The 26,239-nt window shown below is 59.3% G+C and carries 15 protein-coding genes; 6 read left to right on the forward strand and 9 right to left on the reverse strand.

The genetic code is table 11. The features are described 5' to 3' along the window. Positions 1–42: 42 nt before the first annotated feature. Both mscK and ACI2KB_RS17145 read right to left on the reverse strand, forming a co-directional pair. On the reverse strand, positions 43–3,420 hold the full coding sequence (gene mscK / locus ACI2KB_RS17140; RefSeq protein ID WP_404636375.1) for a mechanosensitive channel MscK: 3,378 nt from the start codon (positions 3,418–3,420) through the stop codon (positions 43–45). 57 nt (positions 3,421–3,477) lie between these two features. After that, complete coding sequence (locus tag ACI2KB_RS17145) at positions 3,478–5,220, reverse strand: potassium/proton antiporter (RefSeq protein ID WP_404636376.1); 1,743 nt, start codon at positions 5,218–5,220, stop codon at positions 3,478–3,480. A gap of 374 nt (positions 5,221–5,594) precedes the next feature. On the opposite strand from ACI2KB_RS17145, the gene ACI2KB_RS17150 reads away from it, so the two are divergent. Beyond that, positions 5,595–8,132, forward strand: a complete 2,538-nt coding sequence (locus ACI2KB_RS17150) for a dermonecrotic toxin domain-containing protein (protein WP_404636377.1) — start codon at positions 5,595–5,597, stop codon at positions 8,130–8,132. Here ACI2KB_RS17150 and ACI2KB_RS17155 read toward each other — a convergent pair. From ACI2KB_RS17155 to putA, 3 genes are all read right to left on the reverse strand, one after another. Then, on the reverse strand, positions 8,120–9,922 hold the full coding sequence (locus tag ACI2KB_RS17155; RefSeq protein WP_404636378.1) for an acyl-CoA dehydrogenase: 1,803 nt from the start codon (positions 9,920–9,922) through the stop codon (positions 8,120–8,122). The genes ACI2KB_RS17150 and ACI2KB_RS17155 overlap by 13 nt on opposite strands. 257 nt (positions 9,923–10,179) lie before the next feature. After that, positions 10,180–10,392 (reverse strand): DUF6124 family protein, encoded by a 213-nt coding sequence (locus ACI2KB_RS17160; protein WP_404636379.1) that lies wholly within the window; start codon positions 10,390–10,392, stop codon positions 10,180–10,182. A gap of 548 nt (positions 10,393–10,940) precedes the next feature. Beyond that, positions 10,941–14,891 carry a trifunctional transcriptional regulator/proline dehydrogenase/L-glutamate gamma-semialdehyde dehydrogenase gene (gene putA, locus ACI2KB_RS17165; protein ID WP_404636380.1) on the reverse strand — a complete coding sequence of 1,317 codons (3,951 nt, stop codon included), beginning with the start codon at positions 14,889–14,891 and terminating at the stop codon, positions 10,941–10,943. Between the two features lie 338 nt (positions 14,892–15,229). On the opposite strand from putA, the gene putP reads away from it, so the two are divergent. Further along, positions 15,230–16,714 (forward strand): sodium/proline symporter PutP, encoded by a 1,485-nt coding sequence (putP, locus tag ACI2KB_RS17170; protein ID WP_404636381.1) that lies wholly within the window; start codon positions 15,230–15,232, stop codon positions 16,712–16,714. A gap of 154 nt (positions 16,715–16,868) precedes the next feature. Here the strand turns inward: putP and ACI2KB_RS17175 are convergent, their stop codons facing one another. Beyond that, positions 16,869–17,540: a polysaccharide lyase family 7 protein gene (locus tag ACI2KB_RS17175; RefSeq protein WP_404636382.1), complete on the reverse strand. Its 672-nt coding sequence runs from the start codon at positions 17,538–17,540 to the stop codon at positions 16,869–16,871. 317 nt (positions 17,541–17,857) lie between these two features. Here ACI2KB_RS17175 and ACI2KB_RS17180 point away from each other — a divergent pair, with 317 nt between their 5' ends. From ACI2KB_RS17180 to ACI2KB_RS17190, 3 genes are read left to right on the forward strand one after another with little or no spacing between them, the layout of a single operon-like run. After that, positions 17,858–19,999, forward strand: coding sequence for a putative bifunctional diguanylate cyclase/phosphodiesterase (locus ACI2KB_RS17180; protein WP_404636552.1), 2,142 nt, complete (start codon positions 17,858–17,860; stop codon positions 19,997–19,999). 54 nt (positions 20,000–20,053) lie between these two features. Further along, positions 20,054–20,548, forward strand: a complete 495-nt coding sequence (locus tag ACI2KB_RS17185; RefSeq protein ID WP_404636553.1) for a YgjP-like metallopeptidase domain-containing protein — start codon at positions 20,054–20,056, stop codon at positions 20,546–20,548. A 28-nt stretch (positions 20,549–20,576) separates the two neighbouring features. Then, positions 20,577–20,873 carry a helix-turn-helix domain-containing protein gene (locus ACI2KB_RS17190; RefSeq protein WP_404636383.1) on the forward strand — a complete coding sequence of 99 codons (297 nt, stop codon included), beginning with the start codon at positions 20,577–20,579 and terminating at the stop codon, positions 20,871–20,873. Positions 20,874–21,051: 178 nt separating this feature from the next. Here the strand turns inward: ACI2KB_RS17190 and ACI2KB_RS17195 are convergent, their stop codons facing one another. Next, the gene (locus ACI2KB_RS17195) at positions 21,052–21,510 is read right to left on the reverse strand and encodes a GNAT family N-acetyltransferase (RefSeq protein WP_404636384.1); all 459 of its coding nucleotides are present in this window, start codon (positions 21,508–21,510) and stop codon (positions 21,052–21,054) included. A gap of 301 nt (positions 21,511–21,811) precedes the next feature. Between ACI2KB_RS17195 and ACI2KB_RS17200 the strand changes: the two genes are divergently transcribed. Then, positions 21,812–22,549, forward strand: a complete 738-nt coding sequence (locus ACI2KB_RS17200; protein WP_404636385.1) for a substrate-binding periplasmic protein — start codon at positions 21,812–21,814, stop codon at positions 22,547–22,549. On the opposite strand, the gene yccS is transcribed toward ACI2KB_RS17200, so the two are convergent. Together yccS and ACI2KB_RS17210 are read right to left on the reverse strand one after the other, a co-directional pair. Further along, positions 22,530–24,740 carry a YccS family putative transporter gene (yccS, locus tag ACI2KB_RS17205; protein ID WP_404636386.1) on the reverse strand — a complete coding sequence of 737 codons (2,211 nt, stop codon included), beginning with the start codon at positions 24,738–24,740 and terminating at the stop codon, positions 22,530–22,532. The genes ACI2KB_RS17200 and yccS overlap by 20 nt on opposite strands. A gap of 224 nt (positions 24,741–24,964) precedes the next feature. Further along, positions 24,965–26,143, reverse strand: a complete 1,179-nt coding sequence (locus ACI2KB_RS17210) for an NAD(P)/FAD-dependent oxidoreductase (protein ID WP_404636554.1) — start codon at positions 26,141–26,143, stop codon at positions 24,965–24,967. Between the last annotated feature and the right edge of the window lie 96 nt (positions 26,144–26,239).

The following is a 26,239-nucleotide window of genomic DNA, read 5'->3' on the forward strand; positions in this document are numbered from 1 at the left end:
GCTCCAGCAGAATGTCCGAGCATTCTGCTGGGATTCACGCTGTCAGTCGAGCTTGGCTTCCGGCGGCTCGGGCACATCTTTCGGCGCGGCAGGCACGCTGGTGGACGGTGCTGGTGCGGCGATGGTCTTCTGTTCCGGTTCGACTGGCACCATCTTGTACTCTTGGCCCTGCATGTTCTTGAGGTACACCTCCATCTGCCGGAACGAGATGTTGATGTGCTGCTTCTTGAATTCCTTGTTGATGAAGCGGTTGATCTCGTCGAGCACCGGGTTGCGGTCGCCAAGGTCACGTACGTGCATGCGCAGTTCGTGGTCCAGCGTGCTCTCGCCGAAGTTCAGGAAGTAGACGATCGGCTCAGGCTCTTTAAGGACGCGAGGGTTTTCGCGGGCGGCCTGCAACAGCAGCTTGCGCACCAGATCCAGGTCCGAGCCGTAGTCCACGCCCAGCTTCAGGGTGACGCGGGTGATGGTGTCGGTCAGCGACCAGTTGATCAATTGCCCGGTGATGAACGTCTTGTTCGGGACAATGATGTCCTTGCGGTCGAAGTCGGTAATGGTGGTCGCACGAATGCGGATCTTGCTCACCGTGCCTGACAGGTTGCCGATGGTGATGGTGTCGCCGATCCGTACCGGACGCTCGAACAGGATCATGATGCCGGAGATGAAGTTCGCGAAAATCTCCTGCATGCCGAAACCCAGGCCCACCGACAGCGCCGCGACCAGCCATTGCAGTTTGTCCCAGCTCACGCCCAACGCTGACAGCGTCGAGACGAAACCCACGCCCGCGATGATGTAGGACAGCAACGTGGTCGTCGCGTAGGAACTGCCTTGCTTGAGGTTCAGCTTCGACAGCACGAAGACTTCCAGCAAACCGGGCAGGTTACCCGCCAGCACGAAGGTGATACCGATGATCACCAGCGCACCGATCATGTCACCCAGGCTGATCGGCACCATGCTCATGGTGGCGCCCGTGCCGCTGGTGTATTCGTAGAGGGTGATGTTGTCCAGGTACGAGAACACGGTGATCAGGTCGGCCCAGACCAGATACAGCGCGCCGATGAAGCCGCCGATCAAGGCCAGGCGAATCAAGCGCAAGGACTGCTGGTTGACCTGTTCGATGTCCAGCGTCGGTTCCTCGACCAGGGTTTCGCCTTCTCCCGCTTCCTTGGCTGCCTGACGTTTCGCCAACGCGCGCTGATAGGCCAGCCGCCGCGCCGCCACACCCAGCCCGCGAACGAAAGTGGCTTCGATCACCAGCCAGAGCATCAGCAGGTACAGGGTGTCGATCAAGCGGTCACTGAGTTTCAGTGCGGTGTAGTAGTAGCCAAAGCACACGGCGACGAACAACGCGACGGGTAGCGCAGTGAAGGCCAGGCCCACCGCTCGGCGGAACAGCGAGGCGTTTTCGTGGGTCGGGCTGGTCAACAGCAGACGACCCAGCAGCCAGGTCATCAGCGCGTAACAGGTCAGCACCACCGCAATGCCGATCACGTCATCGGCCAGCGCCGAAGGCTCATGCTCGGCAACGGCGACGACAGTCACCAGCGCCAGCACCACCAGCCCCAACCGGCGAATCCAGCCGCGCAGAAATTCAACCTGGGATTTCTCCCAGCGAAAATGCAGCTGCGCCACGCCGCCCGGCGCCAGGATGCGGTACGCGGTGTAGAACACTAGCCACGCCAGCGAGATTTGCATCAAGGCCGCGCCCAGATTGACGTTCTGTTCGCGTGCATCGATCTGCAATGCCAGTGCACAGGACGCCAGTGCCAGCGAGAGCGGCATGGCCAGCAGAATATTGATGAAAATAGCCAGCGGCGTTTGCCACTGTCGGTCACGCTTGAAATGGCCGATGTCGCCATGCAAGCGATTGAGTTTGTCGTACAGCGCCTTGCGCTTCCACGTCAGTACACCGATCACCAGCAACAGGGGCAGGAAGATCAATGGGCGTTGGGTCAAGCCATCGCCCAGTTCGCTGACGGTCGAGGTCCACGGCAGGGTGGAGATTTGCTTCATCAAACGCGGCTGAACGCGCTCGAACCATTCCAGATCCAGCGGTTTGTTACTGGGAATCCAGAACATCTGCTCGTCCAGTGTCTGGCGCAGGTTGATGGCGGTGCTGACCAGTTGCTTCTGGTTCAGTTGCAGGGTGATGGATTCGTTGAGCAGAGCGCTCAGCTCGCGGTTCAGCCGCTCCAGCAGGTCGATGCGGGTGGTGGCCAGATCGAGCAGGGTCTTGCGCAGGGCAGGGGTGACGTCTTCCGGTTTCTGGGTGGCGAGCAGAGTATCGACGTAATTTGTCGGGTTGCTCATCTGTTCGCGCTGCTGATTGACCTCAAACTGATACAGGCGAATGTCGGCGATTTCGTCCGCCAGGCCGCTATCGACTTTGAGTTTGGGCAGCGATTGCTTCTGCTTGTAGAGAATCTTGGACAGCAGCAGGCTGCCGCTGAGCACGTTGATCTGTTCATCCAGCGCGGCGTCGGTCTGGGTGATCGCGTCGAGCTGGGTCTTGGTCTTGAGGTTCTGCTGAGTCAGCTCGTTGAGGCGGTCGGTGCCGCGCAGCAGGTAATCGGAGAGCTTGAGGTTGGTCGCACTTTCGGTGGCCAACAAGCTGCTGCCGCCCGCTTTTTGCGCTTCGATGGACAACTGCTCGACCGTTTCCTGAGACTGCGCGCGACGCTTGTCGTTAATGAGGGTTTGCAAGTCCTGGATTTCCTGATCCTGGCGCGCAACCTTTTCGGTCAACAAATCGCGCTGACTGCCGCCCAGGTCCTGCAACTGGCTGTTACCGGCCAATTCCTGACGGCGCAGGGCGATCAAGGCATTGATCGACGCCAACTCAGCATTCAGTTGGTTACGCTGGTCGGCGTTGATGGCTTTGCCGCCGTCCTTGCCGGACTTGAGAATCCCGTTGATGGTCTGGATGCGCGTCTGGGCGTTGCTGATCTCGGCCTGCGCCCGCTCCGGACGGGTTTGCGCGTTGATGGTCATGCTGTTGGCGTCGTTCAACGCCTTTTGCAAATCGGTCTGTTGGGTGCTGCGCTGGCTGAGCATCTGCTCGAGCTGCGGCACGTCCATGTTGGCGTAGCGCTGGGCGACCGGAATAACTTTGCTGGCCTTGAGCCGTATGAGGTCGCGCTGGTTTTCGCTGGTTTGCCGTGGTGCATCGGCCAGTTGCTTCTTCAGGTCCTCCAGCTTTTGCTGGTTGTCTTTCTGGCTGGCCAGGAAGCCGAGAGTTTGCTCCAGCACTTGTTGCAGGGCTTTCTGGTCATCAGCCGACAATTTGCGGTCGGCGATCTTGTCCAGACTCTGCTGGACCGCGTCGGCGGAAAGTGGAGGCGTGTCAGCGGCAAACGCCGGGACGTTGAACAGGCAAAGCCCCAGCAAGGCTGAGGCAAGAAAAGTACGCAACGAGAACATAGACACCGGGTCGAGCAGTCAGGAAATAGGACGCAACAAAATGTGAAGCTGAGCAGTTTAGAGGAACAACCCGGGACCCGGGCGGCTTCCTTCGGGGAATCTGACGCCCACTTTGAGGATCTTGTTCCCTTCCATCACCGCAACTGTCCAGATTGTGCCGTTCCATTCGATCTGGTCGCCGACGATTGGCGCGCCGCGATTCTTCTGAATGATGAACTGGCTCAGCGGCATATTCGAATCCAGACCGTCGAGTTTCAAACCGTACAATGCCGCGACAGCCCCGAGCTGAGCGTCTCCCTCAAGGACGAAGTCACCGAAGAAACGCAAGTCGAGGCCGCGTTGGGGTGCCTGGCTGAACAGCTTGCCGAGGGCTGGAAGGTCATGTTCGTGGCCGATCACGCAAAGCAAATCGCCTGTTTCCAATACCGTACTACCCGACGGATGGAGCAGTTGCTGGCCACGAAACAGGGCGGCGATCCGGGTGCCTTCCGGCATTTTCAGCTCGCGAAGAGCGGCGCCGATGCACCATTTCTCGGCGCCCAGCCGATAAACGAACAACTCCCACTCGCTGGTCACGTGCACTTCCAGTGCTGCACGGGAGATGGGCGCAGGATCAGGCGGAACGGTCACTTTCAGCCATTTCGCCATCCACGGCAGGCTCGTGCCTTGAACCAGCAGTGAGATCAGCACGATAAAGAAGGCGAGGTTGAAGAACAGTTGCGCATGGGGTAAACCGGCCATCAACGGGAACACCGCGAGAATGATCGGAACCGCGCCCCGCAGGCCAACCCAGGCGATAAAGGCCTTTTCGCGCCCATGGAACACGCGGAAGGGCAGTAATCCGGCGAGCACCGAGAGCGGGCGCGCCACCAGAATCATCCACAGCGCCAAGCCCAACGCAGGCACAGCGATGGGCAGCAAATCGTGGGGCGTGACCAGCAGGCCCAGTACCAGGAACATGCCGATCTGCGCCAGCCAGGCCATGCCGTCGAGCATGTGCAGGATGCCATGGCGGCTGCGAATCGGCTTGTTGCCCAGCACCAGACCGCACAGGTATACCGCAAGGAAGCCGCTGCCGTGAATGGCGTTGGTCAGGGCGAAGACGGCCAGACCGCCCGCGATGACCAGAATCGGGTACAGGCCGTTGGCCAGATTGATGCGGTTGACCAGTTGCAGCATCAGCCATCCGCCACCCAGGCCGATGATGCTGCCGATGCCGAACTCTTGAATCAGATGCCCCAACAGGCTCCAGTGCAGGCCGGTCTGACCACTGGACAGCATGTCGATCAGCGTCACGGTGAGGAAAACCGCCATCGGGTCGTTGCTGCCGGATTCGATTTCGAGGCTGGCGGTTACCCGCTCGTTGAGGCCCTTGCCACCCAGCAGCGAGAACACCGCCGCCGCGTCGGTTGAGCCGACGATGGCACCGATCAGCAGGCCTTGAATGATATTGAGGTCGAAGAGCCAGGCGGCAACCATGCCCGTCAAACCGGTGGTAATGAGTACGCCAATCGTAGCCAGCGACAACGCAGGCCACAGCGCCACACGGAAACTCGCCACCCGCGTTCGCAGCCCGCCGTCGAGCAGAATCACCGCAAGCGCCAGGTTGCCGACCAGATAGGCCGTCGGGTAGTTGTCGAAGATGATGCCGCCACCATCGACGCCCGCCACCATGCCGACCGCCAGGATGATCACCAGAATCGGGATGCCAAGTCGCGACGACAGCGAACTGACCAGAATACTCGCGCCCACCAGCAACGCGCCGATCAGGAACAGGCTGTTGATGGTCGTGGCATCCAAGGGCGGTACTCCAGACAAAGGTGGAAAAAGAGGGCAGCCGCAGGCCAACCATGCAGCCGACGTGCCAGAGGATTTAACCTGTTGAATTAGTGGGCTGTCAAAGGCAAATCCCCCGTTTGCCCGTGACGGTCTGTCAGCGTTGCATATCGCTATCGACGAAGACGTCGGAAATGATGTTCTTCGCCAAAAAGAACAACTGGAATCTATTTTGCCCACTGTTCAAGCCAGGGCATGAGGTTTTGACATGCCTTTTTGGCGCTCAACTCGCACCAGGTATTTCTGGATTTACCTGCTGAACAAATAAGTACCGCATATGAAATGTGGGGGGTGATTATTTAAGTGGCTTCCGTTTCATAAGACAGGAAGCCATATTTTTGTTTACTCACATTGTTCCACCCCCTCCGGTCGGCGGCCTCACCGAGCGCAATCTTCGTGAGCGTGTCACGGCGTTCATGTCCGATTATCCCGATGTTTACGCGCTGGCTCAGCGTGCCGCGAGCAAGATCATTCTGCAGCACACAGGAACGTCGGTTGACCCTTCCATGGTTTACTGGCATCGATTCAGAACGGCATCCAGCAGTGCTCAAACGTTCACGGGCTGGAAGCATAATGGGCAGCCTTCGGAGACGCTGAACTTCATTGAGCTGGTGATGCACCGCTTCAGCGCAGCCGATCAGGACGCGTCAGATGACCTGAATGTTTACGGCGGTTTCTATACGGCTGGCCCCGACGCGCAGACATATGACGAACGCAATCAGGTCCCCATGTTGCCCAGCGACGTGCTGCGTGACTTCTGGGCACTCGACTTCGCATCCGAGTGCAAGCGAAAGGTCGAGGCATTCTGGCGTCATCACGCAGATGATTTCTGTGCGTTCGCCAAAGCCCGGTTGCTGGCGGCGGCGGGATTGGAACTCAGAAGAAAGCAACTGACCCCGCAGGATTTTCAAGCCGTCCTGAAAGCTGTGACGGGTGGGACCGCTACCCATGTGACGTGGTCAATGTTGAAAAGCGCCACGCCCTTAAATCCGGATGTGTCGGTCCACACCTTTGAGCTGGCGGGTCATGCTTCGCGGAATATGCTGTTGATCGGGGGGGTAGAAGGGCGGCAAATCCTCTATCGGCCAGATGTGCAACCTGCTTTTCTCTGTTTTGACGACGTGCCGACCTTGGCGCGTTGGGTAAAAGCGCGACTGAATGATCCGTCTGCCAGGAGCACCTTGTTCAGTTCCTTTGCGCGAGGTAGTCAGCGTCAAATGGAGCTGGCCGAGAAAATCATCAGGTCGAGTACCCCATTGATCACCATCCACCTCCAGAGGGGAGGTACGTCAACGCGAGCGTTTGAGCACCTGCGGGACATCGCGCGTCAGGAAATGCACGAGGACATGCATGAGCAACTGGTCACCAGCGCCGAGTTGCGCAAGCAAATGTGGCTCGGCTATCTGGGCGCATTCATTCAAGTGGCGGGGGCGTTTGCGCCCATCGGGTGGCCTGTTGCATTGACGTTGATCGGGGCGGGCATTGCCAGCGTCGGATTGAATATCGATCAGGCGCTGCACGGGAGCACAGCACGTCTGAAGCGAGCTGGAGTCATTGGCGCCATCATCAACTCGATCTATCTGTTGTTCAATTTGCCGCTGTTGGCAGACCTGCGCCGCCCAGTGCCCTCTCTTGTCACTCCTGAAGTCGATGTCATTACCCCGGCAGGGCAATTGGAGGCTCTGGAAGGTAATGTTGCGCTCCCGGATGCGGCGCCCACCCAAAGCATGAGCCACTACCAAGGGGTGCATGTGCTGGAAAATGGCGAGTCATGGATCAGCTTGGATGATCGCCCTTTCCGGGTTCAATACGTTCAGGATTTGAAGCTCTGGTTCATCGTTAATCCGGAAAACCCATTTTCCTTCAGTGGCGCGAAACTGGTTCGGTTCAACGAGGCGAATGAGTGGGAGTTGGTTGGCAGTCCTGGACTGCGTGGCGGCGCTCCCCTGGAAGCCGTGAGCAGTGCGGCATTGCCATTCGAAACGGTGTCGTCTGAATTCTGGGATATCTACATGCAGTTCAATCTCTCTGAGGAGCGGCGCCTGTCCGATGTGGGCAACCTTCGGCAAGAATCGCTGGCGAACGTGTACGAAGCAGAGGAAGACGACGAGGTATTCACTGATTCGGACGGCGATGACGTCGTGATCGACAGTTTTGGCGAAAAACATCGCGTGTTCAAAACGGTGGATGACTGGTTCGGCAGGAGCATCACGCTGTACACAGAGGACGAGGATGCCTACAACGTCTTTCTTCGAACCGGAGAGCGTAAGCGACGTGACCAACTGGGCGTGATCACTCGTTTGGTCGAGGACCTCGCCGAGGTTGACTACAACAACGACGTGACGCTGTACCGGGGGGGCAGCGGAAATCGTGGCACCTCGGGGCAAGTATTTCGCGATGGCAAGTTCAAGGTCGGTGATGTGTTGGTGAATACCGATGTCACGTCTTTCAGTGAAAATCCTTACGTCTGTCGGGTATTCGCGAGCAGCCAGGGAGGGGCGTCATCTGAGACCTATCGTGGCGACATCACATTCGACGACACCTCTGTCGTCTTTGAGCTGCCCGCCAAGGACTACTTGAGCGCGACCCCCATCAGTCCGTTCTCTGCGAGCCCTGATGAGGTCGAGTCGGTCTTCCTGCCGGGCCACTACTTCGAAATTCAGCGAATACAGGAAGTGGCCGGTGCCCATTACCGGTTCATGCATGTGCAACTGAAGCAGATTGCAATGGAGCAGGTTGCGGGAGCTGTCTATGACCTGCGCACCGGGATGATGTTCAGCCGCCAGCAATACGCCGAAAAGCTCGGGGAGGGGGCAGAGGTGTTGGTGGAAACTTTCTTCCCGTTGCCAACCGTGCTCCCCACTCAGAACCACTGATCCTGCATGGACAGGCACAGGTCATCCCGCGTTTGTAGGATGGCTAACTCGTGATGGCAGGCCGGTACCTCCCACGTCAGGAAGTACCGGGCTGCGGCGAGTTTGCCTCGGTAAAAAGCCTCATCTGTCGATTGTTCGCGAAGCAAGCCTTCCTGGGCACGGATCGCTTGTTCAAGCCAGCGCCAGCCGATAACCGAATGGCCAAAGGCTTTTAGAAACAGCGCCGAGTTGGCCAAGGTGACGGTGATCTTGCCTTGAGCGAGATCGGTCAGCAGACCCAGTGTCACGGCTTGCAGGCGGGCAACCAGTTGCTCCAGAGGCTCGCGCAACGGGCTGAGCGCTGCATGCTCCTGAGCACGCTGGCAGGTGTGGGCGATCAGGCGGACAAGCTGTTTGAGTCCAGCACCGCCGTTCTGTGCCAGCTTGCGCCCCAACAGATCCAGGGACTGAATACCGTGTGTGCCCTCGTGAATGGGGTTCAAGCGGTTGTCGCGGTAATACTGCTCGACCGGATATTCTCGCGTGTAGCCATGGCCGCCGAGAATCTGGATCGCCAGCTCGTTAGCCTTCAGGCAGAACTCTGACGGCCAGGATTTGACGATGGGCGTCAGCAGGTCCAGCAACTCGTGCGCTAGCTTGCGTTGCTCTTCGGATTCGCCGGTCTGGGTGTCATCAAACAGGCGCGCCGCGTACAAACCCAGATCGAACGAACCTTCGACGTAAGCTTTCTGAGTGAGCAGCATGCGTTTCACATCGGCGTGCTGAATGATCATCACTGGCGGGCTTTCAGGGTTCTTGCTGTCCGGAAGGCGACCCTGCGGTCGTTCACGGGCGTATTCCAGAGAATACAAATAACCGGCGTAGCCGAGCATGACCGCGCCCATGCCCACACCTATCCGCGCCTCGTTCATCATCTGGAACATGTAGCTCAGGCCATGATGCGGCTTGCCCACCAGATAGCCTGTGCAGTGGCCGTTATCGCCGAAGTTCAGTGCCGTGGATGTCGTGCCACGCCAGCCCATCTTGTGGAACAGCCCGGCCAGTACCACGTCGTTGCGAGCGCCGAGGCTGCCATCATCGTTGACCAGAAACTTCGGCACGATGAACAGTGAGATACCCTTCACGCCGGGAGGCGCGTCGGGGAGTTTCGCGAGCACCAGATGCACGATGTTTTCCGACAACGGGTGATCGCCGCCCGAAATGAAAATCTTGTTGCCGCGCAGGCGGTAAGTGCCGTCTTCGGCAGGCTCCGCACGAGTGCGGATGTCCGAGAGCGACGATCCGGCATGGGGCTCTGTCAGCGCCATGGTGCCAAAGAAACGCCCTTCGATCATCGGCTGAAGAAAGCGCCGTTTCTGCTCATCGCTGCCAAAGTTCTCGATCAGATTTGCTGCGCCCATGGTGAGAAACGGATACGAGGCCGAGGCCGCGTTGGCCGACTGGAAATGCGCGAAACACGCTTGGGAGAGCAGCGTCGGCAACTGCATGCCACCCGCCTCGAAATCGCGCGCCGCGTTCAGAAAACCTGCTTCCAGAAAGGCATCGACGGCGAGTTTCACCTCAGGAATCAATACCGCTTCGCCGTTCTCGTAGCGGGGTTCGTTTTCGTCGTTCTTGCGGTTGTGCGGAGCAAAGAACTTCTCGGCAATCGTCCGCGCCGTGGTGACCGCCGCATCGAACGTCTCACGACTGTGTTCGGCGAAGCGCTCGCGACGGGTCAACGCTTCGGCATCCAGCACTTCATACAGCTCGAAAGCCAGATTGCGGGAACTGAGCAGCGTCTCGGACATGGCGGCATTACCTTTTATTGGATTGCGGACGAGTCTAGGGGGGCGCGGAGGGGGTGAACAGGAAGATTGATTTGGGTGATGGAGGGGTAGAACGCGAGGTGGGCTGACCGCTCACTGCGGTAATTCCGGTGTGTGCCTTACTCTCTTGAGAGCGCGGCATCTGTAGCAGCACGGCTTGCCTGCGGCGGCGTCTTTGAGATCACTGCCGCCGGCATCGGAACGCCACCGGCCGGGCTGCTACAGGAGATTTGTGCGGTTCAGCGTATTTCTATTTGATCGAGCGAGCGGTCGACCACGGCTCTGGCCAGGTCGATCAGGTGTACGACAGAGAACGCGAGGTCGCGTTTGACGCCAATGAGGTTTTCGGCGCTCTCGCAGGCGGTGGCTGTGGCGCAGCGCAACAGGGCTGAGACATGGGCGAGGGCTTCTTCGACGGATCTGTCAGGTGGATCGGGGGTGATTTTCAGCATGTCGGATACCTATTGGATTGGAGGTTCCACCCATGCTCTGCTGCTAAACGGAACAGGGTGGCGGCTTTGACACGGGTTAGCAGACTGGCCCCAATAGGCAAAAACCAGCGCACGCGAGCGTGCCCCGAGCAAAGCCGCCATAAAGCGGTCCTGCGTGCCAGATTGAGTTGATTCAGGCTGCTAAACCCGACCGCTGATTCCCAGCGATGGACGCAGCCTAGAGATCGAAATCGCGTGGCACAAGCGGGTAAGAGTTTCTCGGAAATGTCCTTCACAAGAAAGGGAGAGGGCTGTAAGAAAGGGGCTACAAGTCGGAGGATGTGTTGCAGGAAATGGCGGTTCATCTGTCAGCAGCCAGTGGCGCGAACACATATTTTGCGACTGCCCAAACGACTGCAGGAGCGCTGCTTGTCCCGCGATCCGGCGTGCAGCGGCAGCGAAATCAGGCAACGTCGGTATGTCAGGAATACCGGATCAACTGATCTAACTGCCGCTGCGCGCCAGATCGCGGGGCGAGCCGCGCTCCTACAGGTTTGCGCTTCGGACCGTTACCCGATCGTCATCAAACTCGCATTACCCCCAGCCGCAGCGGTATTGACGCTCAGGGCGCGCTCGATCACCAGGCGCTCCAGTGCGATGCCGGTTTCGCCTTTGGACAGGCCGTGTACGCCGACGATGGCGCCGCTGCGTTGAGCGACCTGTTCGCAGATGGCGCGCAACTGGTCGGAGTCGCCATGGTGCAGAACGGCGTCGATCACGACGTCGTCCTTGTTCCAGTCATTCACCAGTTTGATGCGGGCCTGAACCTCTTTCGGCAGACGTTTGTAGAGAGGCTTGCTCAACTCGTTGTCCGGGAGGAGGGCGCTGCTGCCGACGGCCAGAACGGCGGCCAGTTGCGTCAGCAGATCCGCTTCATCATCGGCCAGACATAGCACGTGTTCGCGCGGCAGGAGGGTGTAGCTGTTGCGTTCACCGGTTGGGCCCGCGAGCAGACGGGTGACACCGCTTTGCGATTGTTCGCTGAACTGCGAGATCACGCTTTCCAGTTCCGAAAGCTGCTGGCTGGTTGCCCAAGTGTTCAATGCATTCAGCGGCTTGAGCAGTGTTTCGCGCAGGCGAGTGTCCGGTGCAACCCCGGCGTCGCGGGTGGCGAAGGATTTCTGCACAGCATCGGCAGGGCGGGTCGACAGCAAACGGTACAGGTACAACGGGCCACCGGCCTTCGGACCCGTGCCCGACAGGCCTTCGCCGCCGAACGGTTGCACCCCGACCACGGCGCCAACGATGTTGCGATTGACGTACATGTTGCCCGCATTGACCGAGTCGATCACCTTGGCAATCGTCTCGTCGATGCGTGTGTGCACGCCCAGTGTCAGGCCGTAACCCGAGGCGTTGATCTGGCTGATCAATTGATCCAGCTCTTTGCGCTTGTAGCGAACCACGTGCAGCACCGGTCCGAAGATTTCGCGTTGCAGTTCGTCGAAGCTTTCCAGCTCGATCAGGGTCGGCATCACGTAGGTGCCGCGCTTGATTTCATCGCTGTCGGCGATGGCGACCTGGTAGACCGTGCGGCCTTTGTCGCGCATGGCCTGGATGTGTTTCTCGATACCGGCCTTGGCTTCGGCGTCGATCACCGGGCCAATGTCCACCGACAGGCGCTCGGGGTTGCCCAGACGGCTTTCGGCCATGGCCCCTTTGAGCATTTCGATGACGCGGTCTGCGGAATCTTCCTGCAAGCACAGCACGCGCAGCGCCGAGCAGCGTTGACCGGCGCTGTCGAAGGCCGACGACACGACGTCGATGACCACTTGTTCTGTCAGCGCCGAGGAGTCGACGATCATCGCGTTCTGGCCGCCAGTTTCGGCGATCAGCGGGATCGGGCGACCTTGAGCGTCCAGACGGCCCGCGATGTTGCGCTGTAGCAGGCGCGCCACTTCGGTTGAACCCGTGAACATCACACCTTTCACGCGATCATCACCCACCAGGCGTGCACCGACGGTTTCACCGCGGCCCGGCAACAGTTGCACCACGCCTTCAGGGATACCGGCTTCCAGCAGAATACGTACGGCCTGAGCCGCCACCAGTGGTGTTTGTTCGGCAGGCTTGGCCAGTACCGGGTTGCCTGCTGCCAGCGCGGCAGCAACCTGCCCACTGAAAATCGCCAACGGGAAGTTCCACGGGCTGATGCACACCACGGGACCCAGCGGGCGGTGTGCGTCATTGCTGAAGTCGTTACGGGCCTGCACGGCGTAGTAGCGCAGGAAATCCACAGCCTCGCGCACTTCGGCGATGGCGTTGGCGAAGGTCTTGCCTGCTTCCCGAGCCAGCAGGCCCATTAATGGCTGAATGTCAGCTTCCATCAGGTCGGCGGCGCGTTCGAGGATCGCAGCGCGCTCGGCAGGCGGGGTCGCTTGCCAGATCGGGCCTGCGCTCAGGGCGCTGAACAGGGCGTTGTCGACGTCTTCCAGGCTAGCCTCTTGAACATGGCCCACCACATCACGCAGATCGGACGGGTTCAGCACCGGCGCGGTAGCACCTGCGCTGACCGGGCTGCCGAGCATCGGCAAGGCTTTCCAGTCATTGTGGGCCGTGGCCAGCAGGGCGGAAGACAGCGACGCCAGGCGATGTTCGTTGGCCATGTCGATGCCTGCCGAGTTGGCGCGCTCGCTGCCGTACAGGTCACGTGGCAGTGGAATGCGCGGGTGCGGCAGGCCGAAGCCACCCTCTTGTGTCGCCATGCGTTCGATGCTGGAAACCGGATCGGCGACCAGCTCCTGAATCGAGATCGACTGATCGGCGATGCGGTTGACGAACGAGGTGTTGGCGCCGTTTTCAAGCAGGCGGCGAACCAGATACGCCAGTAGGGTTTCATGCGTGCCGACAGGGGCGTACACGCGGCACGGGCGATTCAGTTTGCCGTCGGCGACTTTGCCCACAACCTGTTCGTACAGCGGTTCACCCATGCCGTGGAGGCACTGGAATTCGTACTGGCCGGGGTAATAGTTCTGACCTGCAATGTGGTAAATCGCCGACAAAGTGTGAGCGTTGTGCGTGGCGAATTGCGGGTAGATGACTTCTGGCACCGACAGCAATTTACGGGCGCAGGCGATGTAGGAAACGTCGGTGTACACCTTGCGGGTGTAGACCGGATAGCCTTCCAGCCCTTCAACCTGAGCGCGTTTGATTTCGCTGTCCCAGTACGCGCCTTTCACCAGACGGATCATCAGGCGATGACGGCTGCGGCGCGCCAGGTCGATCACGTAGTCGATCACGTAAGGGCAGCGCTTCTGGTAAGCCTGAATCACGAAGCCGATGCCGTTCCAGCCGGTCAGTTGCGGCTCGAAGCACAGGCGCTCCAGCAGATCCAGCGACAGCTCAAGGCGGTCGGCTTCTTCCGCGTCGATGTTCAGGCCGATGTCGTACTGTTTGGCCAGCAAGGTCAGGGACAGCAAGCGCGGGTAGAGTTCGTCCATCACGCGCTCGTACTGGGCGCGGCTGTAGCGCGGGTGCAGTGCCGAGAGCTTGATCGAGATGCCCGGGCCTTCATAAATGCCGCGGCCATGGGAGGCTTTGCCGATGGAGTGAATGGCCTGCTCGTAGGAGGCCAGGTACTTCTGAGCATCGTGTTCGGTCAGCGCCGCTTCGCCGAGCATGTCATAGGAGTACCGGAAGCCTTTGGCTTCGAACTTGCTCGCGTTGGCCAGCGCCTCGGCGATGGTTTCACCGGTGACGAACTGCTCGCCCATCAGGCGCATGGCCATGTCGACGCCCTTGCGAATCATCGGTTCGCCGGACTTGCCAATGATACGGCTCAGGGAAGAGGTCAGGCCCGCTTCGTTATGGGTGCTGACCAGTTTGCCGGTCAGCAGCAGGCCCCAGGTGGCGGCGTTGACGAACAGCGACGGGCTGTTACCCAGGTGCGGTTGCCAGTTGCCAGTGCTGATCTTGTCGCGGATCAGTGCGTCACGAGTGCCCTTGTCCGGGATGCGCAGCAGCGCTTCGGCAAGGCACATCAGCGCTACGCCTTCTTGAGACGACAGCGAAAACTCCTGCAACAACCCTTGCACGATACCGGCGCGGCCTCCGGCGCTCTTTTGGTTGCGCAGTTTTTCTGCAATAGAGGCGGCCAGTTTGTGGGCCGCGTCCGCCATGGGCGCTGGCAGGCGCGCCTGTTCCAGCAGCATAGGCACCACCTCGGGTTCCGGGCGGCGGTAGGCAGACGTAATGGCTGCACGTAAAACCGATTGCGGCAGGATGCTTTCGGCAAATTCCAGGAACGCCTGATGGGTGCTGTCCGTCGGCAGGTCGCCCTGATCGTCGCTGTCCTTGCTGAGGCCGTTCAGTTCATTGAGGGTTGCACCACTCTCAAGCTTTTCCAGGTAATTGAAAATTGCCTGCTTGATCAGCCAGTGCGGAGTCCGGTCGATGGACTGGGCGGCTGCTTTCAATCGCTCGCGGGTCGGGTCGTCGAGTTTGACACCCAGAGTGGTGGTCGCCATGTTTTGTCCTCATAAGAGCCACGATGATGCGGCTATAGCTGCCGCCAAGATTAGCTGTGCGTCGAGGAGGGTGCAACCGGGTGCAACCCATTTTTGCAAGATATTTCCGGTGTGCCCGATGATGGCGCATGAACGCTCGAAGATGACGCTGAATATTGAAAGCTGGCGGTTTTACGGCATTCTGAAAGCATTACAGAAGCGAACGGTTACGAATTTTGGGCAAAAAAGGTGCAACTCATTATCGTTTTCTGGTTGCTCCTGTGAGGTGTTGATGGCTAGCATGCGCACCCTTGGTGCAACCCGTTGCCCCTGTCATAAAAACAACGCACGGACACACAATGAGCGTCAGTAACCCCACCTTGATCACGTTTGTGATCTACATCGCGGCAATGGTCCTTATCGGACTGATGGCCTATCGCTCCACCAATAATCTGTCGGATTACATCCTTGGCGGTCGTAGTCTTGGCAGCGTCGTCACGGCGCTATCGGCAGGCGCATCGGATATGAGCGGCTGGCTGCTCATGGGATTGCCGGGTGCAATTTACATGTCGGGTCTGTCTGAGAGCTGGATCGCGATCGGGCTGATCATCGGCGCCTACCTGAACTGGCTGTTCGTCGCAGGTCGTCTGCGGGTGCAGACCGAGCACAACGGCGATGCATTGACCCTGCCGGATTACTTTTCCAGTCGTTTCGAAGACACCAGCGGCCTGCTGCGAGTCATTTCTGCCGTCGTCATTCTGGTGTTCTTCACCATCTACTGCGCCTCGGGCATTGTCGCGGGCGCTCGTCTGTTCGAAAGCACCTTCGGGATGTCTTATGAGACCGCCTTGTGGGCGGGGGCGGCGGCGACCATCGCTTACACCTTTATTGGCGGCTTCCTCGCGGTGAGCTGGACCGACACCGTTCAAGCCACCTTGATGATCTTCGCGCTGATCCTCACGCCGATCATCGTATTGCTGGCGACTGGCGGCGTGGATACCACGTTCATGGCCATCGAGGCCAAAGACCCGAGCAGTTTTGACATGCTCAAGAACACCACCTTTATCGGCATCATTTCGTTGATGGGCTGGGGCTTGGGTTACTTCGGTCAGCCGCACATTCTCGCGCGTTTCATGGCGGCTGACTCGGTCAAGTCCATTGCCAACGCCCGTCGTATTTCCATGACCTGGATGATCCTGTGTCTGGGCGGTACGGTTGCCGTAGGCTTTTTCGGCATCGCTTATTTCTCTGCTCACCCGGACGTCGCGGGTCCGGTCACGGAAAACCACGAGCGGGTATTCATCGAACTGGCGAAGCTGTTGTTCAACCCGTGGATCGCAGGTGTGCTGCTGTCGGCGATTCTTGCGGCGGTGATGAGCACATTGAGCTGTCAGTTGCTGGTCTGCTCCAGTGCCCTGACCGAAGATTTTTACAAGGCCTTTCTGCGAAAAGGCGCTTCGCAGCGTGAGCTGGTGTGGGTGGGGCGTGCGATGGTGCTGTTGGTGGCGCTGATTGCCATCGCCATGGCGGCCAATCCGGAAAACCGCGTATTGGGTCTGGTGAGTTACGCCTGGGCCGGTTTCGGTGCGGCGTTCGGGCCTGTGGTGCTGATTTCGGTGGTCTGGAAAGGCATGACCCGCAACGGCGCACTGGCCGGGATCCTTACCGGCGCGATCACGGTCGTGGTGTGGAAGCAGTTCGAATTGCTGGGCCTGTACGAAATCATTCCGGGCTTCGTCTTTGCCAGCGTTGCCATTGTGCTGTTCAGTCTGCTGGGCAAAGGCCCGACGCAAGGCATGGTCGCGCGCTTTGAGGCGGCTGAGAAAGAGTACAAAGCTGCGTAATACGGATTCTGTAGCCGCACGGCTTGCCGACGATGGCGATTTTTCGGACGCTCCCGCCGGCAAACCGTGCTGCTACAGCGATCAGGGTGAGATGAGCCGGTGATTTTCAACGACGCCATCGCGAGCAAGCGCTCTCCTACATCGGGTGTGGGCTTTAGCCCTTGTTGTGGTCGATATCCAGGTTGAAGAACATCACCTTGCCACCTTCGCTGGTGTAGCCAGTGTTGTCCTGGGTGTAGACGCCCGCCTTGAAATAGAGCTGTTGAGCACGCCAAGTGGCGCTGATGCGGTCGTTCCAGACCATGTCGTTGGCCCGGACGGTCAACAATCCCGCCTTGTTCAAATGGATGACGTACTTGAAGGTTTCATTGAGGCGGATGCCTTCGGCGATGGTGATGACGCGGGGTTTCTTGTCGGTGGGATGAAAGCGCACTTTGGCGACGATGGTGCCGTCCTGCGTGGCGTCCTTGTACTGATATTCAAGTTTGAGCAGGGGCTGATTGCTCTCGTAGACATGAATCTGCCCAATCACCACCCGCCCGGAAGAGGGCACCTGAAGCACCTTGAGCCTGGCGTTCAGGAAGTTGTCGGCGTCGGTGTAGAACCAGTTGTGCAACTCGCCGTTGGACCAGGTTTCCCGCAGTTCACTGCGCGGGTAGATCGCGTTGGCGGTTTTGCTGCCCGTCACGGGCGCCCAGAATGTAACGTTTGAGGCGCTGGACGTGAAATATTTTCCGTCGTAGCCCTGAAGCAGTTGTTTCGTCTCGATGGTGGCGGGGGGCGAGCCCACTGGAATGCTCAGATTCCACGTTCCCAAATCAATCATTTGTCGTTCGTCCGGTTATGTCTCATTGCCAGCAAACGCGTCTGGCGCTAGGGTTTGAGGGGCGATCCTTATACGTTTCGCCTAACCGGTTGTTAACGTGAATCCGTCGAATGGCTGCAGTCAATGTGCCGCCATTTCTGGCGAAGGGCTGGTGAGCACGGCGCTTGAGAGCCGTTACCGTTAGTCGGCTTGCTCGAGTTTTTGGGATGGCAAAACGGTGGCCTTCCTTCACTTTTTTTGATTCGGGGCTAGAGTAAACGCCTATCGGACGATGGGCGGAACCCTCTCACCAGGCAGTAACGTGAATGAGTAGCAGCATGGAATGCGTGCAACCCCAGCCATCTAATGGCAAATCAGTTTTGTTGGTAGTCGATGACTATCCAGAGAATCTGGTCACGATGCGGGCGGTTCTGCAACGACAGGACTGGGAAATAGTTACGGCCAGTTCGGGCATGGAAGCGCTAGGTCTGCTTCTGGACGTTGACGTCGATCTGGTCTTGCTTGATGTTCAAATGCCGGAAATGGACGGCTTCGAAGTCGCGCGCCTGATGCGTGGCAGCCAGCGGACCCGTCTGACCCCGATCATTTTCCTGACGGCCAACGAGCAGTCCCGCGACGCTGTGCATAAAGGCTATGCCAGCGGGGCGGTCGATTACCTGTTCAAGCCGTTCGACCCCAATATTCTCAGGCCCAAGGTCCAGGCGCTGCTGGAGCAGCAAAGCAATCGCCGCGCCTTGCAGAAGCTCAGTCGCGAACTGGAGTCTGCTCGGGCCTTCAATGCTTCGGTGCTGGCGAACGTTGCCGAGGGCATTCTGGTGGTCAAGGAGGACGGCATCATCAGTTTCGCCAACCCTGCGATCTGTCGATTGCTGGGCATGACCGACGGCGAATTGCGCGGCACCGGTTTGTGTTGCTACCTGCAAGAGCCCGCCTTCAGTGAGTGGACCGATTCGGGCTTCTATCACCACTATCGTCGCGCCGACACCTACCGCATTCACGACGCAATCCTGCGTACCCCTGAAGGGCGACAAGTCCCAGCGGCGCTGTCCTGCGCGCCGTTGCCGGAAGAGCAGAAAGCGATGGTGTTGAGCGTGCTCGACATGTCGGTGGTGCGCGATCTCTATAGCCAACTGGAGCAACAGGCCGTTACCGATTCGCTGACCGGGCTGCTCAACCGTCGGGGCTTCTATCAGACGGTCGAAGGGATGCTGGTACGCAACGAGAACGCCGGAAAATACCTGGTGGTGCTCTACCTGGACCTGGACGGCTTCAAGCACGTCAACGACTCCTTGGGGCACGACGCTGGCGATCAGGTGTTGATTTGGGTGGCCGAGCAACTCAAGGACAGCCTGCGGCCCTACGATGTGCTGGCGCGGATGGGAGGCGACGAATTCGTGGTGGTCATCGATGGGCTGGATTTCCCTGAACATGCCGCCAAAGTCGCTGAAAAACTGATCGATCGGATCTCCGTGCGGCGTCATGTCGACGGCATCGAAGCTACGCTGGGCGTCAGTATCGGGATTGCGGTGTACCCCGATTGCGGTACCAATCTGGACGGCCTGCTGCGGGCCTCCGATATCGCGATGTACGAGGCCAAGCGCGCCGGTCGCCATCAATACCGTTTCTATGATCAGTACATGAACGGTCGCGCCCGCTCGCGGCTCATGCTGGAAGAAAGCGTGCGCACAGCCATTGAAGGCAAGGATTTCTCGATCGTTTATCAGCCACAAATCAACGTGGTCAGTGGGCGAACGCGCGGTTTCGAAGCGTTGTTGCGCTGGAATCATCCTGATGCGGGGGATGTGCCGTCTAGCCTGTTCATTCCGCTGCTGGAAGAGACCCGCCTGATCAACAAGCTGGGCGGCTGGATCTACGAACAGGGCGCGGCTCAGCGACAGCGCTGGGACGGGGTCTTCCCGGACGATCTGGTGGTCAGCGTGAGCGTCAGCCCGGCGCAGTTCAGCCTGCCCAATCTGGCGGCCGAATTGCAGCGGGCCATCCACATCCACAACCTCAAGCCGCGACAACTGGAAGTGGAAATCACCGAGCCGTCGCTGGTGCACAACCTTGTTCACAGCCGCAAACAATTGCAAAGCCTGCATGACATTGGCGTGCGGGTATCGCTGGATGATTTTGGTGCGGGCGACAGCTCATTGGCGCACCTGCGCAATCTGGACCTGGACACCCTCAAGATCGACCGGCATTTCATCGGCGGCATGATGAGCTCGCCCCGTGATCTGGCCGTGGCGCGCAGCATTATCGACATGTGCCGTTTGCTGAACATCGAGGTCATTGCCGAAGGCGTAGAGACGCAGGAGCAATATCAATGGTTGGTAGATAACGGGTGCGAGATCATTCAGGGTTTTTTGTTGGCCCATCCGATGATGCCGGAGGAAGCGCTGCGTTTCGTCGAGCCGATTACCTTGCCGGTCAGGCATCCGCTGCTCAAGAAGGATTGACGCGGTAGACTGACGCCCTTTGAACCCATTGATTCGACCATGACTTTTACAGCCGTGACGCCGCTCAAGTACCTGCAGGCCTACCCCGCGTCGCTGCAGGACCAGGTGCGGCAACTGATCGCCCAGGACAAGCTGGGCGCCTACCTGCAACAACGCTATCCAGGGCGGCATGACGTCCAGAGCGACAAGGCGCTGTACGCCTACGCGCTCGCTCTCAAGCAGGAGCACCTGCGCAACGCGCCGAACATCGACAAGGTACTTTTCGATAACCGCCTGGACCTGACCCACCGCGCGTTGGGGCTGCACACGACGGTGTCACGGGTGCAGGGCGGGAAGCTCAAGGCCAAGAAGGAAATCCGCGTCGCCTCTCTGTTCAAGGACGCCGCGCCCGAGTTTCTGAAAATGATCGTCGTGCACGAATTGGCGCACTTCAAGGAAACCGAGCACAACAAGGCGTTCTACAAACTCTGCGAGCACATGCAGCCGGGGTATCACCAGTTGGAGTTCGACCTGCGCATTTATCTGACGTGGCGAGACATGCAGGATTGATCACCTTTTCATCGACAAGGACCTGACGATGGACGTCAGCAAGACCAAAAGCAGTTTCTATCGTCGCCTGTACGTGGCGTATCTGATTGATAGCGGAATCGCCGCCAGCGTCCCGGCGATCACTGACGTGACCGGCATGCCACGACGCACCGCGCAGGACACCCTGCTGGCGCTGGCGGATCTGGACATCGTATGCGAGTTCGAACAGGAGGACGGCGCTCGCAACCACGCGGGGGCTTATCGGATTCGTGATTGGGGCGCGATCGACAAGCGCTGGATTGCCGAGCATCTGGGGCAGATCAAGGCGGTGTTGGGGTATCCGTGATCAAGTTCACAATGACGCTCAAACTGTGGGAGCCAGCAAGCCGGCTCCCACAGTGATACGTGTTGAACCCTGGATTTGTGATTGACGCTGATTCTGTGGGAGCCGCCTCTGGTGGCGAAAACGATTGACCAGCCAGCATAGAATCTCCCACAGTCTGGTTACGCGTTAACCAGAGAATTCAATCCAGATCCCGACGCATGCCGATGTGCGGAATGCCATCCTCGACGTACACCTCGCCCACCGGATTGAAGCCGTAGCGGCTGTAGTAACCCTGTAGATGCGCTTGGGCCGAGAGGTAGATCGGCTGGTCCGGCCAGTTGCGTTCGGCGTGTTCGAGCGCTTGCACCATCAACTCATGGCCCATGCCCTTGTTGCGCATTGATGGAGCGGTCACTACCCGCCCGATGGTTACATCGCCGTCTTGCTGGATCGGGTCCAGCAGTCGCAAGTACGCGACCAGGTCATCATCTTGCCAAGCCATCAAATGGCGGGTATCGCCCAGCAAATCCAGCCCGTCGACGTCCTGATAGAAACACTTCTGCTCCACCACGAACACTTGCGCGCGAAGCTTTAGAATGGCGTACAGCTGCTCTTTGCTGAGGGCGGTATGGTGTTTGCAAATCCAGTTGATAGACATGAAGCCGGCTCACGAAAAAAAGTCCATGCCGGATACTAAACGCATATGACCGCAAGCCCAAAGCCGCTGAGTGATGACAGTTGTGACGGCGATCAGGACACCGTGTGATTTTCTTGAACTGCGGCACACAGATTGGCCGCTTATGTGTTGTGGAAAGTCGGCAAGAGGTCTTCAATGAAAGCCACTTGCTACTGCCACTTCACGGGTTTCGGTGCCCGCCGCTCGCTTCAGGGATGTCACAGTGTCGCTTGATGGCCGCTGAACAGAATTGCAGGCTTCCACCTGCCTAAGGATCTTGAGCATGCTGCGTTTGCTTCGAGCCATGGCTTTGCTGGGAATGCTGTTGATCGCGCAAGACGCCTGGGCGCAAACGCTGCGGATGGCCGGAGACGCCTGGGCGCCGTATTCCGATGTTTCTCTGCTCAATGGCGGGCTGTCGACGGACTTGGTTCGCACCGCGCTGACTCGCGCCGGTTACACCGTTGAATATGATCAGGTGCCTTGGGCACGTGCCATTCATGGTGTCGGCGAGGGCCGTTACGACATTCTGATCAACGCCTGGTACAGCGAAGAGCGCACGCTCATTGGCGAGTTTTCCGGCGAGTACATGATCAACCGGCTGCGCTTTCTCAAGCGTAAAACCTCAGACATCCAGTACCAAAACCTGCAACAACTGCATCCCTATTCGATTGCCGTGGTGCGCAGCTACGCCTATTCGCCTGCGTTCGACGGCGATGTCGATTTGAAGAAGGTGCCCGTCGCGAGCTTTTCGACGGCTGCGCGCATGTTGGCGGCGGGGCGGGTGGACCTGACTGTCGAGGACGAATACGCCGCTCGTGTTGCGCTCAGCCACGAATCCGAAGAGGTGCGTGATGGGGTCGAGTTCCTGCCCAAATCACTGAGCGAAAACAACCTTCACATTCTGGTGAGCCTGAAGAACCCCAATCACGCGAAGATCGTCGCCGATTTCGACAAAGCCATCGCCGCGATGAAGGCCGATGGCAGCTACGATCAACTGTTCAAGCTGCACGGTCTGTGATGTCCGCCGCTTCTTTTTCCGGCTCTTTGATCAGGTGCGCGGCCAGGGTGCGCAGCGGCCCAAGCTGACGGCAGATCAACGCCAACTGCGTTTGCACCAGTCGCTGGCCTTCGTCGATCTCTTCGGGCATTTGTTCCAGGTCCGCCGCGAGCGCTTCCTCGGCATCGCTTTGCACAGCGACCGGCTGACGGGTCGCCAGACTTTGGGCGATTTCATCGATGCTGGACGCCAGATTGGCCCCCGCGCCCTCGATCAGTTGTTCGCGCACTTCGCTCGGAAGCTGGGTTTCGCGGTGCGCCCCCAAGCCAGACAGGTAGCTCAGCAGCGTGTGTGACAACACCAGAAAACGAAAGCCCACGTCCGCCTCTTTGCGGAAGTGCCCTGGCTCCATGAGCATGTTGGCCAGTGTGGTAGACAAGGCAGCGTCCGCGTTGTGGGCGTTGCGACGCGCCAGACGATAGGCGAGGTCGTCGCTCTTGCCTGCGGCGTATTGCTGCATGATCTGGCGCAGGTAAATGCTGTTGCACGACAGGGTATTGGCCAGCACCTTGTTCAGTCGACGGCCTTGCCAGTCCGGCAGGAACAGGAATACCGCCAGGCCCGCAATCAGACTGCCCAGCAGGGTGTCCAACAAGCGCGGCAGGAACAGCCCATAGCCATTGCCGACCTGATTGAAGCAGAACAGCACCATCACGGTGATTGCAGCGGTCGACAGGGTGTAACGCGTGGTCCGGTTGACGAAGAACACCACCCCGGCGAGCACCGCACACATCGATTGCAGGATCGGCGTGGTGATCAGGTCGAACAGAATCCAGCCGGCCGTCAGGCCCAGTGCGGTGCCGATGATGCGCTGCCCCAGCTTGCGTCGGGTCGCACCGTAACTCGGCTGGCAGACAAAAACCGTGGTCAGGATGATCCAGTAGCCCTGCGACGGGTGGATCAGGTGCAGCATCAAGTAACCCACCACCAGTGCCAGCGGCAGGCGCAGGGCGTGGCGGAACAGCAGCGAAGTCGGCGTGAGCTGCAAGCGCAGGCGCGTCCAGACGTCTTTCAGGTTGCGCGGAGAGCGGTCCAGCAGGCTGCTGTCGGAGGCGTCGGCCAGTGCGTCGGGATTGCTGGCGTCACTGAGCAAACGATCCAGTGTGCCGAGGTTGTTGGCCAGTGCGCGCAGAGAGCGCAGCAGGCCGCGCCACGCCGGGTTGCTCTGGATGCGCAGGTGTTCAAGGGAGGCGCGCAGGTCGTCCAGTGCGTGGGCGAAGCTGTCGTCGTAGACGAAGGGCTGGCGCAACTGGATCGACACCGACAGGTCACGGCAGGCATTGCCCTGCTGACGCAGCAGGCGCTGGCAGCGAAACAGCACGTCGCTGTGGAAAAACGCCTCGGCCAGCGAGTTGTAGGGGTAGTGCGAGGAACTGGCGCGTTCGTGAACGTCTTGAGCCAAAAAATACAGTTTCAGGTAACGGCTGACTTTCGAGCCGGGGCGTCCGCTGCCGACGCGGTTGAGGATGATTTCCTTGGTCACGTTGAGGGCTGCGACCACCTTGCCGTTCTGCTTGGCCAACTCCAGGCGGCGAGCTTCGACGTCCAGCGTGCGGATCGGTTCGAACAGCTCGGACTTCAGTTTCAGGTACAAACCCAGTTCACGGAACAAGCGGGCCAATGCCTGTTGCACCGGCTGGTTGGAAAACAGCATTTGCCACAGCACCGACAGCAGGCCATACCACGCGGCACCGGCCACCAGCAGCATCGGTTCGTGCCAGAAATCGGTCACTTCGCCGCCGCGCTGGTCCACGCCAATCATGGTGTAGACCGACAGGATCAGTGTCGCGTAGGCGATAGCTCCGTAGCGCTCACCCAGTGCGCCGAGCATCGTCAGGCAGAACGCGGCGAGGGCGAAGGCGCAGATGAAAAGGACGGGGTAGGGGAACAGCAGCTCGACGGACAGCGCCGCGATGCTGAAGCACACCAGCGTCACGGCCAGCGCATTGAGGCGGCCTTGCCAACTGTCGTCGGTTTCAGACAGTGCGCTGGCGATAATCCCGAGGAACAGCGGGATGACCAGCGACATCTCGTTTTGATACCAGCACAGGGCCATGCTGCCGGTCAGCGCGATGAATACCCGCACGCTGTAGGAAAACTTGTCCAACGCCCAGAGGCGGCGGAAGGTGTTGCGCAACGATTTCGATGCCATGAACGCGGACGGCCTTTTTCGCGACTGAATCTGCTGAACGATATGTACAGCGCCGAATGCGCGCTGTACATCCGATTAGCAAAATTTATTCCGCAAGCGTCGGCTAGCGCCGATTCCTGTGGGAGCCCCCTTGGTGGCGAAAGCGTCATGTCAGACACTCGGTATGTTGCTGATCCACCGCCTTCGCCAGCAAGCCGACTCCCACAAAAAATAAGCGGTGTCAGCTAGACAAACTGCGCCGCCGCATACGCCGATGCCCAGGCCCATTGGAAATTGAACCCGCCAAGGTGGCCACTCACGTCCAGCACCTCACCAATGAAATACAGCCCTGGCGATTTCAGCGATTCCATGGTTTTTGACGACACCTCCCGCGTATCGATGCCGCCCAACGTCACTTCGGCCGTGCGATAGCCCTCGGTGCCCGCAGGAATCACCTTCCAGCTCGCCAGTTTTCCGGCGATGTCCGTCAGCTCGGCGTGGGTGTATTGCTTCATCGGCTTGGAAACGAACCACTGTTCGGCGATGAGGTTGGCCATCTTCTTTGTGAAGACTTCGCTCAGTAGGGTTTTCAATTCGCTGTTCGGACGTTCGGCCTGTTGCTCCGTCAACCAGCCGTGGGCGTCGTGATCGGGCAGCAGGTTGATTTCCACCGTGTCGCCGGGTCGCCAAAATGACGAAATCTGCAGGATCGCCGGGCCGCTCAAGCCGCGATGGGTGAACAAGATGTTTTCGCGAAAGCTGGCGTCGTTGCAGCTGACCAGACAATCCACCGAGGTGCCGGACAGTTCAGTGCACAGGTCTTTCAGCTGATCGGTGATGGTGAACGGCACCAGGCCCGCGCGGGTCGGCAGCAGCGTGTGGCCGAACTGCTTGCCCACTTGATAACCGAAGCCAGTGGCGCCCAGTGTCGGGATCGACAAGCCGCCGGTGGCAATCACCAGCGAGGTGCAATCGATCTTGCCCTGCGTGGTTTGCAGCCGGTAGCCGCTGTCGGTTTTCTCGATGGTCTGCACGGAGGTGTCCATATGCAGGCTCACGCCCGCATCATCGCACTCGCTGAGCAGCAGGCCGAGGATGTCGCTGGACTTGTTGTCGCAGAACAGTTGGCCCAGCTTCTTCTCGTGGTACGGCACGCTGTGTTTGGCCACCAGTTCGATGAAATCCCACTGGGTGTAGCGAGCCAGTGCCGACTTGCAGAAATGCGGGTTCTGCGACAGGAAGTTGGCAGGCTCGGTGTACATGTTGGTGAAGTTGCAGCGCCCACCGCCCGACATGAGGATTTTCTTGCCCGGTTTGTTGGCGTGATCGATCAGCATCACCTCGCGGCCACGGTTGGCAGCCGTGGCAGCGCACATCAAGCCTGCGGCGCCAGCGCCGATGATCAGAACGTCTGTTGCGGGCAAAGCGGTGTCCTCGGGAATAAGCTCGTACCCACGCTCTGCGTGGGCACGCATACCGTGACGCTCTGCGTCACCTTAATGGACGCGGAGCGTCCTGAG

The organism is Pseudomonas sp. NPDC088444 (assembly GCF_044900175.1).
Taxonomy (GTDB): Bacteria; Pseudomonadota; Gammaproteobacteria; order Pseudomonadales; family Pseudomonadaceae; genus Aquipseudomonas.

Excerpts from the sequence above, each read along its gene's own strand:
- yccS (WP_404636386.1), bottom strand. The coding sequence starts at position 24,740 with ATGGCATCGAAATCGTTGCGCAACACCTTCCGCCGCCTCTGGGCGTTG.
- ACI2KB_RS17175 (WP_404636382.1), bottom strand. The coding sequence starts at position 17,540 with ATGATTGATTTGGGAACGTGGAATCTGAGCATTCCAGTGGGCTCGCCC.
- ACI2KB_RS17200 (WP_404636385.1), top strand. The coding sequence starts at position 21,812 with ATGCTGCGTTTGCTTCGAGCCATGGCTTTGCTGGGAATGCTGTTGATC.
- putA (WP_404636380.1), bottom strand. The coding sequence starts at position 14,891 with ATGGCGACCACCACTCTGGGTGTCAAACTCGACGACCCGACCCGCGAG.
- putP (WP_404636381.1), top strand. The coding sequence starts at position 15,230 with ATGAGCGTCAGTAACCCCACCTTGATCACGTTTGTGATCTACATCGCG.
- ACI2KB_RS17155 (WP_404636378.1), bottom strand. The coding sequence starts at position 9,922 with ATGTCCGAGACGCTGCTCAGTTCCCGCAATCTGGCTTTCGAGCTGTAT.
- ACI2KB_RS17180 (WP_404636552.1), top strand. The coding sequence starts at position 17,858 with ATGGAATGCGTGCAACCCCAGCCATCTAATGGCAAATCAGTTTTGTTG.
- ACI2KB_RS17195 (WP_404636384.1), bottom strand. The coding sequence starts at position 21,510 with ATGTCTATCAACTGGATTTGCAAACACCATACCGCCCTCAGCAAAGAG.
- ACI2KB_RS17190 (WP_404636383.1), top strand. The coding sequence starts at position 20,577 with ATGGACGTCAGCAAGACCAAAAGCAGTTTCTATCGTCGCCTGTACGTG.
- mscK (WP_404636375.1), bottom strand. The coding sequence starts at position 3,420 with ATGTTCTCGTTGCGTACTTTTCTTGCCTCAGCCTTGCTGGGGCTTTGC.
- ACI2KB_RS17160 (WP_404636379.1), bottom strand. The coding sequence starts at position 10,392 with ATGCTGAAAATCACCCCCGATCCACCTGACAGATCCGTCGAAGAAGCC.